This is a genomic window from Pseudomonas sp. S2_C03, assembly GCF_054668405.1.
The window spans coordinates 5,996,612-6,012,259 of sequence record NZ_CP162766.1; the positions used below are offsets into that span (position 1 = coordinate 5,996,612).

Annotated in this window: 14 protein-coding genes; all 14 read left to right on the forward strand. The window is 60.4% G+C overall.

The window, feature by feature from the left end; translation table 11 throughout:
* Positions 1-36: 36 nt before the first annotated feature.
* The 14 genes from AB4N64_RS27575 (at position 37) to AB4N64_RS27640 (ending at position 15,640) form a co-directional block, all read left to right on the forward strand.
* Positions 37-2,433, forward strand: coding sequence for a PAS domain-containing sensor histidine kinase (locus AB4N64_RS27575; RefSeq protein ID WP_460120354.1), 2,397 nt, complete (start codon positions 37-39; stop codon positions 2,431-2,433).
* A gap of 13 nt (positions 2,434-2,446) precedes the next feature.
* The gene (locus tag AB4N64_RS27580; protein WP_201191885.1) at positions 2,447-3,076 is read left to right on the forward strand and encodes a response regulator; all 630 of its coding nucleotides are present in this window, start codon (positions 2,447-2,449) and stop codon (positions 3,074-3,076) included.
* A gap of 345 nt (positions 3,077-3,421) precedes the next feature.
* On the forward strand, positions 3,422-4,546 hold the full coding sequence (locus AB4N64_RS27585) for an ABC transporter ATP-binding protein (RefSeq protein WP_460120356.1): 1,125 nt from the start codon (positions 3,422-3,424) through the stop codon (positions 4,544-4,546).
* Positions 4,547-4,591: 45 nt separating this feature from the next.
* Positions 4,592-5,635, forward strand: coding sequence for an ABC transporter substrate-binding protein (locus tag AB4N64_RS27590; protein ID WP_460120358.1), 1,044 nt, complete (start codon positions 4,592-4,594; stop codon positions 5,633-5,635).
* A 165-nt stretch (positions 5,636-5,800) separates the two neighbouring features.
* Complete coding sequence (locus AB4N64_RS27595; protein ID WP_460120360.1) at positions 5,801-7,048, forward strand: ABC transporter permease; 1,248 nt, start codon at positions 5,801-5,803, stop codon at positions 7,046-7,048.
* Between the two features lie 12 nt (positions 7,049-7,060).
* Positions 7,061-7,885, forward strand: a complete 825-nt coding sequence (locus AB4N64_RS27600; RefSeq protein ID WP_460120361.1) for an ABC transporter permease — start codon at positions 7,061-7,063, stop codon at positions 7,883-7,885.
* 101 nt (positions 7,886-7,986) lie between these two features.
* Positions 7,987-9,135, forward strand: a complete 1,149-nt coding sequence (locus AB4N64_RS27605; RefSeq protein ID WP_460120364.1) for an iron-containing alcohol dehydrogenase — start codon at positions 7,987-7,989, stop codon at positions 9,133-9,135.
* A gap of 80 nt (positions 9,136-9,215) precedes the next feature.
* Complete coding sequence (rpe, locus tag AB4N64_RS27610; protein WP_460120366.1) at positions 9,216-9,890, forward strand: ribulose-phosphate 3-epimerase; 675 nt, start codon at positions 9,216-9,218, stop codon at positions 9,888-9,890.
* Entirely contained in the window at positions 9,887-10,705 is an 819-nt protein-coding gene (locus AB4N64_RS27615) for a phosphoglycolate phosphatase (RefSeq protein ID WP_460120368.1), read from the forward strand. The genes rpe and AB4N64_RS27615 overlap by 4 nt, the downstream gene beginning before the upstream one ends.
* Before the next feature lie 72 nt (positions 10,706-10,777).
* Positions 10,778-12,259, forward strand: a complete 1,482-nt coding sequence (gene trpE / locus AB4N64_RS27620; RefSeq protein WP_460120371.1) for an anthranilate synthase component I — start codon at positions 10,778-10,780, stop codon at positions 12,257-12,259.
* Positions 12,260-12,373: 114 nt separating this feature from the next.
* Positions 12,374-12,967, forward strand: a complete 594-nt coding sequence (locus tag AB4N64_RS27625) for an aminodeoxychorismate/anthranilate synthase component II (RefSeq protein ID WP_460120373.1) — start codon at positions 12,374-12,376, stop codon at positions 12,965-12,967.
* Positions 12,968-12,976: 9 nt separating this feature from the next.
* The gene (trpD, locus tag AB4N64_RS27630; protein ID WP_460120375.1) at positions 12,977-14,026 is read left to right on the forward strand and encodes an anthranilate phosphoribosyltransferase; all 1,050 of its coding nucleotides are present in this window, start codon (positions 12,977-12,979) and stop codon (positions 14,024-14,026) included.
* Positions 14,023-14,859 (forward strand): indole-3-glycerol phosphate synthase TrpC, encoded by an 837-nt coding sequence (trpC, locus tag AB4N64_RS27635; RefSeq protein ID WP_460120377.1) that lies wholly within the window; start codon positions 14,023-14,025, stop codon positions 14,857-14,859. Before trpD ends, trpC begins: the two co-directional genes overlap by 4 nt.
* Positions 14,860-14,938: 79 nt before the next feature.
* Positions 14,939-15,640, forward strand: a complete 702-nt coding sequence (locus AB4N64_RS27640) for a lipoate--protein ligase family protein (protein ID WP_460120379.1) — start codon at positions 14,939-14,941, stop codon at positions 15,638-15,640.
* The last annotated feature ends 8 nt before the right edge of the window (positions 15,641-15,648 follow it).

Here is a 15,648-nt window from a genome sequence, read left to right on the forward strand (position 1 = left end):
TGGGTTGGTCAGTATTTGTCAGTGTGTGAGATTTCGATGAAGCGTTTTCGCTGCCTGTGGGTTATCGGCTGTTTGTGGTTTCCCTTGATGAGCTGGGCCACGCCTGCGCCACCTGTGCAGGTCGCGCCACTGTCTGCCAGCCAGCAACAATGGCTGGCGCAGCACAATGAACTCCGCGTCGGCGTAGTCTTGCAGGCTCCCTTTGCGCAGTACGATCGCCGTTTGCAGCGTCTGTCCGGTGTGAACATCGAGCTGATGAAGTGGTTAGCGAAGTCGCTCAAGGTCGAGCTGAGTTGGCGCAACTTTCCCGATCTGGCGCAACTGGAGGCCGCCCTCCGCGAAGGCGAAATCGACATCGCCCCTGGGCTGGCGCAAACCCCCGCCGGCCTGCGCCTGTGGCAATTTTCCGACCCGTACATGCGGGTGCCGCAACTGGTGGTCAGTGACCAGAAAGCCACGGGGTTGGTGGAGCTGGAAAAACTCGACAGCCAGGTGCGCGTTGCCGTGCGCATGCCCAGCGCCACCGCCGACTACCTGCGCAGCAATTACCCGCATTTGAATCTTCAGGGCGTTCCCCTCGAGCGCCAGGCCTTGCAGTTGCTCGTCAGCCAGCAGGCCAGCTACGCGGTGATAGACGAAGCGCAGCTGGGGCGGCTGTCGGTTGAGCCGGATTTTGCGGGCTTGGTGGTGGTCGGCGACATCGGTTTGCCCCAACTGCTGCGCGTGGCCACGCGGCGCGACTGGCCGGAACTCGCCGGCATTGTTGAAAGCGCACTGCGGGTGATTCCTGCCAAGGACCTGGAGCAGTTGCACAATCAATGGCTGCAACCCAAGTATCCACGCCTGACCGAATCTCGGGGGTTTTGGCAGAACCTCAGCCTGCTGTTGGCCGTGTTGATGTTGAGCAGCATGGCCATCGTGTTCTGGCAGCGTCGGCAGCAACACAGCCTGGAGCAGCGCCTGCTCGCCGCCCGGGAGGACATTGCCCTGCGCGTCGCCAGTGAAGAAGCGCTGCGCCTGACTCAGTTTTCCATTGACCAGAGTACTGTCGGTATCCTCTGGGTGAACTGGGACAGCCACGTGCGCTATGCCAACCGCGCGGCCGAAGCCATGCTCGGCTATCCCGTGGGAGGCATCATCGACCGGCCGCTGATCGACTTCGAACCCGGACTGCACATGGACCGCTGGTTGAACCTGTGGAAACGTGCGCGGGCCAGTGAGGAAGGACCGCTCAGCTTCGAAACCAATTGCTTGCGGGCCGATGGCAGCATACTCCCAACCGATGTTTCCCTGAGCTTCCTGCGTTTTCGTGGTGGCGAATACCTGGTGGTTTACCTCAACGATGTGACCGAGCGCCGTCGCGCACTGGCTGCCTTGCAGGAAAGCGAGGCTCGCCTGCAAGGGATCGCCGCCAACGTACCGGGACTGGTCTTTCGCCTGGAGCGTGCACCGGTCACCGGGCAGATCGACTTTGCCTACATCAGTGAGGGCAGTGAAAGCTTGGTGGGTTACTCGCCGGCAACCCTGGCCCATCGCGACAAGGGCTTGCGCAGCCTGGTTTACCCGGAGGACAAGGCCAGTTACCACCAGACCCAGGATCAGGCGCTGGACACTGACAGCGACTGGTCGTGGCAGGGACGGATTCTCACGCGTCTGGGTGAGTTGCGCTGGGCCGAGATCAAGGCCATTACCCGTCGACTCGAGGATGGCAGCTCGGTGTGGGACGGTATTGTCTGGGATATCAGCGAGAGCAAGCGTATCGAACTGGAGCTGGCCAGTTCACGCGAACAACTGCGCGAGTTGTCCGCGCATCTGGAAAGTGTGAGGGAAGAGGAAAAGGCGCGGATCGCTCGCGAAGTTCATGATGAATTGGGCCAGATGTTGACGGTATTGAAGCTCGAAACGTCCATGTGCGAACTGGCCTACGCCCAGTTGGACCCGGGTCTGAACGAACGCCTCAATAGCATGAAGCGCCTGATTGCCCAGTTGTTCCAATTGGTGCGTGATGTCGCGACGGCGCTGCGTCCACCGATTCTCGATGCAGGGATTGCCTCGGCCATCGAATGGCAGGCGCGGCGCTTCGAGGCGCGCACACAGATCCCGTGCCTGGTGCAAGTGCCGGAGAGTCTGCCAGTGCTCAGTGATGCCAAGGCTATCGGCCTGTTCCGAATCCTTCAGGAGGCACTGACCAATGTCATGCGACACGCTCAGGCGCATACTGTCGAATTGACACTGACTCTGGAAGGCGACGAGTTGTGTCTTACGATCAGCGATGATGGCGTAGGATTTATCGCCGCCACTGGTCGGCCAACATCCTTTGGTTTGGTCGGCATGCGCGAGCGGGTGCTGATCATGGGCGGGCAGTTGTTGCTGGAGAGTGAGCCGGGGGAGGGCACGACGTTAAGTGTGCGCGTACCGGTGGATAAAGCCTGATCTGGAGAAGAAAGTGATCCGTGTACTGGTAGCCGAAGACCACACCATCGTTCGCGAAGGCATTAAACAGTTGATTGGCCTGGCCAAGGATCTGCAGGTGGTGGGGGAGGCGAGCAATGGCGAGCAATTGCTCGAGACCTTGCGCCATGTCCCGTGTGAAGTGGTGCTGCTGGACATCTCCATGCCCGGGGTCAATGGCCTGGAGGCGATTCCGCGGATCCGCGCGCTGAACAATCCGCCGGCTATCCTGGTGTTGTCGATGCACGACGAAGCGCAAATGGCGGCACGGGCCTTGAAAGTTGGCGCGGCGGGTTATGCCACCAAGGACAGCGACCCGGCGCTATTGCTGACGGCGATCCGTAAAGTTGCCTCCGGCGGGCGCTACATCGACCCGGAACTGGCCGACCGCATGGTCTTCGAAGTCGGTCTGACCGATTCGCGGCCTTTGCATTCGCTGCTCTCGGAGCGTGAGTTCTCGGTGTTCGAACGCTTGGCCCAGGGCGCCAACGTCAATGACATCGCCCAGCAACTGGCCCTGAGCAACAAGACCATCAGCACCCACAAGGCGCGGCTGATGCAAAAACTCAACATCACCTCCCTGGCCGAATTGGTGAAGTACGCGATGGAGCATAAGCTCCTCTAAGGCCTACGCATCCCGCCCTGTAGGAGCGAGCATGCTCGCGATGCGGTGTGTCAGATCTCAATGTGCAAGCCCGCGCTACGCAATCGCGAGCAAGCTCGCTCCTACAGGGTATATGCGGTGTTCATATCCATTTGCGACACGCCCGCGCACCGCTTTTGCCCTTGCTTGCGGTTTGCCGCTTGAAGCTCACAACTGCGGATGCCAATGCGCGCCATCCTTGTAGGGCAATCCCTACCCTCGACCTTCCGTCCTGCTGAGGCGATTCTCTCCTGCGCCCCGATTTGCGTGCTCCAAAGCGTCCACTAGGCTTAGTCCACAGCAGTCATCAATAACAAAGGTGCGGGTATGAGCCAGGTTGATTCAAGCGCAGGGGCCAGTGACATTCTGGTCAGCTTTCGTGGAGTGCAGAAGAGCTACGACGGCGAGAACCTGATCGTCAAAGACCTCAACCTGGACATTCGCAAAGGCGAGTTCCTCACCTTGCTCGGGCCCTCGGGCTCGGGCAAGACCACCAGCCTGATGATGCTCGCCGGTTTCGAAACCCCGACCGCCGGTGAAATCCTTCTGGCGGGGCGCTCTATCAACAACGTGCCGCCGCACAAACGTGACATCGGTATGGTGTTCCAGAACTACGCGCTGTTCCCGCACATGACCGTGTCGGAGAACCTCGCGTTCCCGTTGACCGTGCGTGGCCTGAACAAAAGTGATGTCAGCGAACGGGTCAAACGTGTCCTGAGCATGGTGCAATTGGATACCTTCGCCCAACGCTACCCGGCGCAACTGTCCGGTGGACAGCAACAGCGTGTAGCCCTGGCTCGCGCCTTGGTATTCGAACCGCAACTGGTGCTGATGGACGAACCGCTCGGCGCATTGGACAAGCAACTGCGTGAACACATGCAGATGGAGATCAAGCACCTGCACGAGCGCCTCGGCGTAACCGTGGTCTACGTGACCCACGACCAGGGCGAAGCCCTGACCATGTCCGACCGCGTGGCGGTGTTCCACCAGGGCGAAATCCAGCAGATCGCCCCACCGCGCCACCTTTATGAAGAACCGAAAAACACCTTCGTCGCTAACTTTATCGGCGAGAACAACCGTCTCAATGGCCGTTTGCACAGCCAGACCGGCGACCGCTGCGTCGTCGAGTTAGGTCGTGGTGAAAAGGTTGAAGCCCTGGCGGTCAATGTCGGCAAGACCGGCGAACCCGTCACGCTGTCGATTCGTCCGGAGCGCGTGAGCCTCAATGGTTCGAGCGAGTCCTGCGTCAACCGCTTCTCAGGGAGGGTGGCGGAATTCATCTATCTGGGCGACCACGTCCGAGTTCGCCTGGAAGTCTGCGGCAAGACTGACTTCTTCGTGAAACAACCGATTGCCGAGCTCGATCCGCAGCTCGCCGTCGGTGACGTGGTACCGCTTGGCTGGCAGGTCGAACACGTTCGCGCGCTCGACCCTCTTTTAGAGGCGAATTAATCGCCCCCCTGCTTCAACCAACCCTGCACATGGAGAAAACAATAAATGTTGAGATCCCTGAAATTCACCGCCCTGGTCATGGGCATGATCGGTGCGGCACACGCGATGGCGGCGGGCCCGGACCTGACCGTCGTCTCCTTTGGCGGGGCGAACAAGGCGGCGCAAGTCAAAGCCTTCTACGCGCCGTGGGAAGCGGCGGGTAACGGCAAGATCGTAGCGGGCGAGTACAACGGTGAAATGGCCAAGGTCAAGGCCATGGTCGACACCAAGAGCGTGTCCTGGGACCTGGTGGAAGTTGAATCGCCGGAGCTGTCCCGTGGTTGCGACGAAGACATGTTCGAGCAGCTCGACCCTGCGCTATTCGGCAAGACCGAAGACTACGTCAAGGGCGCCATCCAGCCTTGCGGCGTGGGCTTCTTCGTGTGGTCCACCGTGTTGGCCTACAACGCCGACAAACTGAAAACCGCACCAACCAGTTGGGCGGACTTCTGGGACACCAAGCAATTCCCGGGCAAGCGCGGCCTGCGTAAAGGCGCCAAGTACACCCTGGAATTCGCCCTGATGGCCGACGGCGTTGCGCCAAAAGACGTCTACAAAGTGCTGGCCGGCAAAGATGGCCAGGACCGCGCATTCAAAAAGCTCGATGAACTCAAGCCAAACATCCAGTGGTGGGAAGCGGGCGCACAACCGCCGCAATACCTGGCCTCTGGTGACGTGGTCATGAGCTCGGCCTACAACGGTCGTATCGCTGCGGTGCAGAAAGAAAGCAACCTGAAGGTCGTGTGGAACGGCGGCATCTATGACTTTGACGCATGGGCCATTCCACGTGGGCTGGACAAGGCGCGTGCCGAAGCGGCGAAGAAATTCATCGCCTTCTCGGTGCAGCCGCAACAGCAGAAGACCTACTCGGAAAACATCGCCTACGGCCCGGCCAACACCCAGGCTGTGCCGCTGTTGAACAAGGATGTCCTGAAAGACATGCCGACCACCCCGGAAAACATCGCCAACCAGGTGCAGATCGATGTCAGCTTCTGGGCTGACAACGGCGAGCAACTGGAACAGCGCTTCAACGCCTGGGCTGCCAAATAAGCAACACCTTGCCGGGGTGGGCTAACCACTCACCCCTGTAGGAGCGAGCTTGCTCGCGATAGCGGTCTGCCAGTCGCCATTGCTGTTGAATTCGCCGACACAATCGCGGGCAAGCCCGCTCCTACCGTTCGTTTGAATTAGAACAATAGATTTCCGGAGTACGCCATGGCTATCGCCGTTCCCGCGAACGCGGGCACTGACCCCACTTTGAAGCAGCGGCTCAAGCACGCCGAGCGTGTCAACCGCTGGAAAGCCCAGGCGTTGATTGCGCCGCTGGTGCTGTTTCTGTTGCTGGTGTTCCTGGTGCCGATCGTGGCGCTGCTCTACAAAAGCGTTGGCAACCCTGAAGTGGTCGGCGGCATGCCGCGCACGGTCGAGGCCATTGCCAGTTGGGACGGCCGCGGCCTGCCCGCAGAACCTGTGTACAAAGCGGCCGCCGAAGACCTCGCCGAAGCCCGCAAGAATCAGACCCTGGGTGACTTGTCCAAGCGCCTGAACATGGAATTGGCCGGCTATCGCAGCCTGCTGACCAAAACCGCCCGTGCCTTGCCATTCGCCGATGTGCCGGCTTCTTATAAAGATGCGCTGGAAGGCCTCGATGAGCGCTGGGGCGATCCGGCCTATTGGCAAGCGGTGCGCCGCAACACCAGCAGCATCACGCCATACTACCTGCTGGCTGCGGTCGATCATCGCATCGATGACCTTGGAGAGGTGGCACCGGCGACCCCCGATCAAGCGATCTATCTCGATATTTTCGCCCGTACGTTCTGGATGGGCCTGATCATCACTGCGCTCTGCCTGGTGCTGGCGTATCCATTGGCCTATCTGCTGGCAAACCTGCCAGCGCGCCAGAGCAACCTGTTGATGATTCTGGTGCTGTTGCCGTTCTGGACGTCGATCCTGGTGCGGGTTGCCGCCTGGATCGTTTTGCTGCAGTCGGGCGGCCTGATCAACAGCGCGCTGATGGCCATGGGCATCATTGATAAACCGCTGGAGCTGGTATTCAACCGCACCGGGGTCTACATCTCCATGGTGCACATCCTCCTGCCATTCATGATTCTGCCCATCTACAGCGTGATGAAGGGCATTTCGCCGACTTACATGCGCGCAGCGATTTCCCTCGGCTGCCATCCGTTCGCGAGTTTCTGGCGGGTGTACTTCCCGCAAACCTATGCCGGTGTCGGGGCTGGTTGCCTGCTGGTATTCATCCTTGCCATTGGCTACTACATCACCCCGGCACTGCTGGGCAGCCCGAACGATCAGATGGTCAGCTACTTCGTCGCCTTCTACACCAACACCAGCATCAACTGGGGTATGGCGACCGCACTCGGTGGGCTGCTGCTGTTGGCAACCGTCGTGCTTTATCTGATTTACAGCTGGCTGGTGGGCGCCAGTCGCCTGCGTCTGAGCTAAGGGGAGATTGAAATGCTGAGTCCTTATATGTCGCCCATCGAGCGGGTGTGGTTCTACAGTTTGCGGATTCTGTGCGGCCTGATCCTGTTGTTCCTGGTGCTGCCGGTGCTGGTGATCATCCCGTTGTCGTTCAACTCCGGCAGCTTCCTGGTGTATCCGCTGCAGGGCTTCTCGTTGCAGTGGTACCACGATTTCTTCGCCTCGGCGGAATGGATGCGCGCGCTGAAGAACAGCATCATCGTCGCCCCGGCGGCTACGGCACTGGCGATGGTTTTCGGCACGCTGGCGGCGATTGGTCTGACGCGCGGGGACTTCCCGGGCAAATCCCTGGTAATGGCGCTGGTGATTTCGCCGATGGTGGTGCCGGTGGTCATCATCGGTGTAGCGAGTTATCTGTTTTTCGCGCCACTGGGCCTGGGCAACAGCTTCTTCTCGCTGATCGTGGTGCATGCGGTGCTGGGAGTACCGTTCGTGATCATTACCGTGTCAGCGACCTTGCAGGGCTTCAACCACAACCTGGTGCGCGCCGCTGCCAGCCTCGGGGCTTCGCCGCTGACGACGTTCCGCCGGGTGACGTTGCCGCTGATTGCGCCGGGCGTGATCTCGGGGGCGCTGTTTGCCTTCGCTACCTCGTTCGATGAAGTGGTGGTGACGCTTTTCCTCGCCGGTCCTGAGCAAGCGACCCTGCCACGGCAGATGTTCAGCGGCATTCGCGAAAACCTCAGCCCGACCATCGCCGCCGCCGCAACGCTGCTGATCGCTTTCTCGGTGATCCTGCTGCTGACCCTGGAATGGCTGCGTGGCCGTAGCGAGAAACTGCGGACCGCGCAGGTGTAAATGCCGTCCCCTGTCTCCCATTCACAACCTGAATGGGAGACAACCCCAATTCCCCAGCTACTATTGTGCCCAGCTCCCCTAGCTATAAGAGGCTGCGCACGATGAGTCTTTCCTCGTTCAAAATCGCTCACAAACTGATCACGGGCGCCGCTGCCATCGAGCAGTTGTCCGCCGAACTCAACCGTCTGGACATCGACAACCCGCTGATCGTCACGGATGCGGCGTTGGTCAAGTCCGGCACGGTTGCCCTGGCGCTGGCACAGCTGGGTGATCGTACTTACGAGATTTTTGACCGTGTGCTGCCCGATCCGGAAATCGCCATCGTCGAAGACTGCATGCGGGTTTACCGCGAAGGCGGACATGACGGCCTGATCGGCCTCGGGGGTGGCAGTGCCATCGACATCGCCAAATGTGTCGCGGCGTACGCCGGTTATCACGGCGCATTGGAAGATCTGTTCGGCATCGACCAGGTGCCGCGCAAGGGGCCACCGCTGATCGCGATCCCAACCACCGCCGGCACCGGCTCTGAAGTGACCAACGTGGCGATCCTCTCCGACAAGGCCGCGCAGCTGAAAAAAGGCATCGTCAGTGACTATCTGTTGCCCGACGTGGCGCTGGTCAGCCCGCAAATGACCCTGACCTGCCCGCGCAGCGTGACCGCCGCCAGTGGCGTTGATGCGCTGGTGCACGCCATCGAGGCCTATCTGTCGATCAACGCCTCGGCGATTACCGATGCGCTGGCCATCGGTGCGATCAAGCTGATCGCCAAGGCGCTGCCCAAGGCCTATGCCAACCCATCCAACCTGCAAGCGCGCGAAGACATGGCCACCGCCAGCTTGATGGCCGGCATGGCCTTCGGCAATGCCGGTGTTGGGGCGGTGCATGCGTTGGCGTATCCGCTGGGTGGGCGTTTCAACATCGCCCACGGTGTCAGCAACGCCTTGTTGCTGCCCTATGTCATGACCTGGAACAAGATGGCCTGTGTCGAGCGCATGCAGGATATTGCCGAAGCCATGGGGGTGAAAACCGCTCACCTGAGTGCCCACGAAGCGGCCGACAAAGCCGTCGAGGCGATGACCGAGTTATGCGCGGCAGTGGAAATTCCGCCAGGTTTGCGCAGTTTCGGGGTCCCAGAGGATGCCATTCCCGCCATGGCGGCGGAAGCCGCAGGTATCGAGCGCTTGATGCGCAACAATCCGCGCAAGTTGAGCGCCATTGATATCGAGAAGATCTATCGCTCGGCCTACTGATCATCGCGCTCACGGTGCGCACGCCAAAGCATGAGGTATACAATGCGCGCCATCGTGATTTAGCTCAGAAAAGGTGCGTCATGCAGCCCTTCGTAATTGCTCCGTCGATTCTCTCCGCCGACTTCGCCCGTCTGGGCGAGGAAGTGGACAATGTCCTGGCCGCCGGCGCCGACTTCGTACACTTCGATGTCATGGACAACCATTACGTACCGAACCTGACCATCGGCCCGATGGTCTGCGCTGCGCTGCGCAAGTATGGCGTGACCGCGCCGATCGACGCGCACCTGATGGTCAGCCCGGTGGACCGCATCGTCGGTGACTTTATCGAAGCGGGCGCGACGTACATCACCTTCCACCCCGAAGCCACTCAGCACATCGACCGTTCCCTGCAACTGATCCGCGAAGGCGGCTGCAAGTCGGGCCTGGTGTTCAACCCGGCGACTCCGCTGGACGTGCTCAAGTACGTGATGGACAAGGTCGACATGATTCTGCTGATGAGCGTAAACCCGGGCTTTGGCGGGCAGAAATTCATCCCGGGCACCCTCGACAAGCTGCGTGAAGCCCGCGCGCTGATCGATGCGTCCGGTCGCGATATCCGCCTGGAAATCGATGGCGGCGTGAACGTCAACAACATCCGTGAAATCGCCGCCGCTGGCGCCGACACCTTCGTGGCGGGCTCGGCGATCTTTAATGCGCCGAACTATCAGGAAGTGATCGAGAAGATGCGCGCCGAACTGGCGCTGACTCGCCCATGAGTGGCTTCGAGCAGCTGTTCCCCGGCCGCCTGCCGCGTCTGGTGATGTTCGATCTGGATGGCACTCTGATCGATTCCGTCCCTGACCTCGCGGCGGCGGTGGACAACATGCTGCTCAAGCTCGGGCGCCCACCGGCCGGTATCGATGCGGTGCGCCAGTGGGTTGGCAATGGCGTACACATGCTGGTGCGTCGCGCCCTGGCCAATCACATCGATGCCGAGGGTGTCGATGAGGTCGAGGCCGAGCATGCCCTGCAGTTATTCAACGGTTTCTATGAGGATGGCCACGAGCTGACAGTGGTTTACCCCGGTGTGCGTGACACCCTCAAGTGGTTGAGCAAGCAAGGCGTGGAAATGGCCCTGATCACCAACAAGCCGGAGCGCTTCGTCGCGCCGCTGCTGGATCAGATGAAAATCGGCCGTTATTTCAAGTGGATCATCGGTGGCGATACCCTGCCGCAGAAGAAACCCGACCCGGCTGCGCTGTTTTTCGTGATGAAAATGGCCAACGTCCCGGCGTCGCAATCGTTGTTTGTCGGCGATTCGCGCAGCGATGTGCTGGCGGCGAAGGCGGCGGGGGTCAAGTGCGTGGCCTTGAGCTATGGCTACAACCACGGTCGCCCGATTGCCGAAGAGTCGCCAGCACTGGTCATTGACGATCTGCGCACGTTAATTCCCGGTTGCCTGGATCCGGCTGCTGAGATAACGTTGGGCGACGCTGTTCAATCCCCTTCTGGAAACGCCATCGTGGTGGTCACTCGCAAACTCTGGATGAAAGTTATCAAGGCCCTGGCCCGCTGGCGTTGGCGCGCCTGACTTTTTCCTGGCCGGTATGTCCGGCGCGTTTGCATACCTGACTGTTCGCACCTCAAGCCACGAGGCTACACCATGATCCGCGAAGAATTCCTGCGCTTGGCCGCTGCCGGCTACAACCGCATTCCGCTTGCCTGCGAAACCCTGGCCGACTTCGACACGCCGCTGTCGATCTACTTGAAACTGGCCGACGAACCTAATTCCTACCTGCTCGAATCGGTGCAAGGCGGTGAGAAGTGGGGCCGATACTCGATCATCGGCCTGCCATGCCGTACCGTGTTGCGGGTACACGATCATCACGTCAGCGTGACCCATGACGGTGTCGAGATCGAAAGCCATGACGTGGAAGACCCGCTGGCGTTCGTCGAAACCTTCAAGGCCCGTTACAACGTCCCGACCATTCCGGGGCTGCCGCGCTTCAATGGCGGACTGGTGGGCTACTTCGGTTACGACTGCGTGCGTTACGTGGAAAAACGTCTCGGAAAATGCCCCAACCCGGACCCGCTGGGCGTGCCGGATATTCTGCTGATGGTCTCCGATGCCGTGGTGGTGTTCGACAACCTCGCCGGCAAGATGCACGCAATCGTCCTGGCCGATCCGGCGCAGGAAGACGCCTTCGAGCAAGGGCGCGTGCGCCTGGAAGCGTTGCTGGAAAAACTGCGTCAGCCGATCACCCCGCGCCGGGGCCTGGATTTCAGTCAGCAGCAAGCCGCTGATCCTGTATTCCGCTCCAGTTTCACCCAGCACGATTACGAAAAAGCCGTCGACACCATCAAGGAATACATCCTCGCCGGTGACTGCATGCAGGTCGTGCCGTCCCAGCGCATGTCGATCGACTTCAAGGCTGCGCCTATCGATCTGTACCGGGCGCTGCGTTGCTTCAACCCGACGCCTTATATGTACTTCTTCAACTTCGGCGACTTCCACGTCGTCGGCAGCTCGCCGGAAGTGCTGGTGCGGGTCGAGGACAACCTGATCACGGTGCGCCCGATCGCCGGTACTCGGCCGCGCGGCGCCACTGAAGAGGCGGATCTGGCCCTGGAAAAGGACCTGCTGTCCGACGACAAGGAAATCGCCGAACACCTGATGCTGATCGATCTGGGGCGCAATGACACCGGTCGCGTGTCGGAAGTCGGCTCGGTAAAACTCACGGAAAAGATGGTCATCGAACGTTACTCAAACGTCATGCACATCGTTTCCAACGTCACTGGCCAGTTGAAGGCCGGGTTGACGGCGATGGACGCATTGCGCGCCATCCTGCCGGCGGGCACCTTGTCCGGTGCACCGAAGATTCGCGCAATGGAGATCATCGACGAGCTGGAGCCGGTCAAACGGGGCGTCTACGGCGGCGCGGTCGGCTATTTCGCCTGGAACGGCAACATGGACACCGCGATCGCCATTCGGACCGCGGTGATCAAGGACGGCGAACTGCACGTGCAGGCCGGGGGCGGCATCGTCGCCGACTCGGTGCCGGTGCTGGAGTGGGAAGAAACCCTGAACAAGCGTCGGGCGATGTTCCGTGCAGTCGCCCTGGCTGAGCAAACCCCGCAAAGCTGACCGATGAGCGCGACCCGCATGCCATGCCGCTCTGGTTGACGGAGTGCTGGACGCTGCGGGTCACTCCTTCGAAGGCAGCCTTTAAAGTCAGTGAATTCAAGAGGTTTTCCAGCCATGTTGCTGATGATCGATAACTACGACTCTTTTACTTACAACGTTGTGCAATACCTCGGCGAGCTCGGTGCCGAGGTCAAGGTCGTGCGCAACGATGAGCTCACCATCGCCGAAATCGAAGCCCTGAAACCTGAGCGGATCGTGGTTTCCCCTGGTCCCTGCACGCCGACGGAAGCGGGCGTTTCTATCGACGTGATCAAGCATTTTGGCGGTAAATTGCCGATTCTTGGCGTCTGCCTGGGCCACCAATCCATCGGCCAGGCATTCGGTGGTGACGTGGTCCGCGCCCGTCAGGTGATGCACGGCAAGACCAGCCCGGTGTTCCACGAAGACAAGGGCGTGTTCGAAGGGTTGAATCATCCTCTGACAGTTACTCGCTACCACTCCTTGATCGTCAAGCGCGAAACTCTGCCTGACTGTTTGGAGTTGACCGCCTGGACCCAGCTGGAAGATGGTTCGATCGACGAGATCATGGGCCTGCGTCACAAGACACTGAACATCGAGGGCGTGCAGTTTCACCCTGAGTCGATCCTGACCGAACAAGGGCACGAACTGTTTGCCAACTTTCTTAAACAAACCGGCGGCACGCGCTAAGGACTTTCAATGAACATCAAGACTGCCCTGAGCCGTATCGTCGATCACCTCGACCTCAGCACCGAAGAGATGCGCGATGTAATGCGCGAAATCATGACCGGGCAATGCACGGATGCGCAGATCGGCGCGTTCATGATGGCCATGCGCATGAAGAGTGAAAGCATCGACGAAATCGTGGGTGCCGTGTCGGTCATGCGCGAGCTGGCGGACAAAGTCGAACTCAACACCCTTGATGGCGTAGTCGATGTGGTGGGCACCGGTGGTGACGGCGCCAATATTTTCAACGTGTCGACCGCATCTGCGTTCGTGGTGTCGGCCGCCGGCTGCGCCGTGGCCAAGCATGGCAATCGCGCGGTGTCGGGCAAGAGCGGCAGTGCCGACTTGCTGGAGGCGGCCGGTATCTACTTGAACCTGACTCCGGTGCAAGTGGCGCGCTGCATCGATAACGTCGGCATCGGCTTCATGTTTGCGCAGACGCACCACAGCGCGATGAAGCATGCTGCCGGCCCGCGCAAGGAGTTGGGCCTGCGTACCCTGTTCAACATGCTCGGCCCGCTTACGAATCCGGCCGGCGTCAAGCATCAGGTGGTAGGTGTTTTCACCCAGGCCTTGTGCCGGCCTCTGGCCGAAGTATTGCAGCGCCTGGGCAGCAAACACGTGCTGGTGGTGCACTCCAAGGACGGTCTGGATGAATTCAGCCTGGCCGCGCCGACATTTGTGGCTGAACTGAAAAACGACCAGATCACCGAGTATTGGGTCGAGCCCGAAGACCTGGGCATGAAGAGCCAGAGCCTGCATGGGTTGGCGGTGGAAAGCCCGGCAGCCTCCTACGAGCTGATTCGCGATGCCCTGGGCAAGCGCAAAACTGAAAACGGTCAGAAAGCTGCCGAAATGATCATGCTCAATGCGGGTGCTGCGCTGTACGCCGCCGATCACGCCAGCAGTCTGAAAGAGGGCGTTGCCCTGGCGCATGACGCGCTGCACACCGGTCTCGCTCGAGAAAAACTGGAGGAGTTGGGTGCGTTTACGGCGGTATTCAAAGTGGAGAATGAGGGATGAGTGTACCCACGGTTCTGGAAAAAATTCTGGCGCGCAAGGTCGAGGAAGTCGCTGAGCGTAATGCTCGTGTGAGCCTCGCGGAGCTGGAAACGCTGGCCAAGGCGGCCGACGCCCCGCGAGGCTTTGCCCAGGCATTGATCGCACAGGCCAAGTCGAAACAGCCGGCGGTGATTGCCGAAATCAAGAAAGCGTCGCCAAGTAAAGGCGTGATCCGCGAGCACTTTGTGCCTGAGGAAATCGCCAGGAGCTATGAGAAGGGCGGCGCGACCTGCCTTTCCGTGCTCACTGACGTCGACTACTTCCAGGGCGCCGATGTTTACCTGCAACAGGCACGTGCCGCCTGCAAGCTGCCAGTAATCCGCAAGGACTTCATGATCGATCCCTACCAGATCGTCGAGGCGCGGGCATTAGGCGCTGACTGTGTGCTGTTGATCGTCTCCGCGCTGGATGACGTGAAAATGGCCGAACTGGCAGCGGTGGCCAAGAGCGTTGGCCTCGATGTGCTGGTGGAAGTTCATGATGGCGACGAACTGGAGCGGGCATTGAACACCCTCGACACGCCGTTGGTGGGTGTGAACAACCGTAATCTGCACACCTTCGAGGTCAGCCTGGAAACCACACTGGACCTGTTGCCGCGAATCCCGCGCGATCGCCTGGTGATCACTGAAAGCGGCATTCTCAATCGGGCGGATGTGGAGCTGATGGAAATCAGCGACGTATACGCCTTTCTGGTGGGCGAAGCGTTCATGCGCGCCGAGCAACCGGGCATGGAGTTGCAGCGCCTGTTCTTCCCGGAACGTGGTGTTCCGGTGAGTGGTTCCACGCTCGACTGATCGAGTCGACCCCATCGCGGGCTTGCCCGCGATGAGGCCTTCAAATCCCCCAAAGAACTGAAGCCTGCCGGAGCCACCCATGTCGCGAGCCCTGTCCCTGACCATCGAAGCCGGCCTGCAAGCCGAACAGGACCTGCTCGCCTCGGTCTGCGCCGGCGCTTCAGAGTTCGGCCTGCTGTTCTGGCAACCCAGCGACCGGGCATTGGTCATGCCGCGCCGCCTGAATCGTCTGCCCGATTTCGATCATGCCTGCGAAGTCAGTGCCGCTGCCGGCTGGCCTGTGCTGCTGCGCGAAACCGGTGGTGAGCCGGTTCCCCAATCGGCGTCCACCCTCAATATCGCCCTCGTCTACGCACCACCGCGCAGCGAAGGGGATTTGAACCGAATCGAGTCCGGCTACCTGCGCCTGTGTAATCCGATCTGTGAATTGCTCGACGAACTGGGTGGCGCGTCGTCACTTGGGGAAATCGACGGTGCATTTTGCGACGGCCGCTTCAACGTCAACCTGGACGGACGCAAGATGGTCGGCACCGCCCAGCGCTGGCGCCAGAGTCAGGGTGGACAGCGTCCGGTGGGGCTGGTGCACGGGGCGATGCTGCTGGATGACGAGCGTGAATCGATGGTCACGGCCGTCAATCGCTTCAACGAGGCCTGTGGCCTGGAGCAACGCGTCCGTGCGCAGAGCCACATCGCTCTGCACGAGAAATTCACGGCGCCGGATGCGCTGACACGTCTGGACGAACTCTATCGGCAACTGCTGGGAGAGATGTTCGGCGGTTGAGTTTTGGG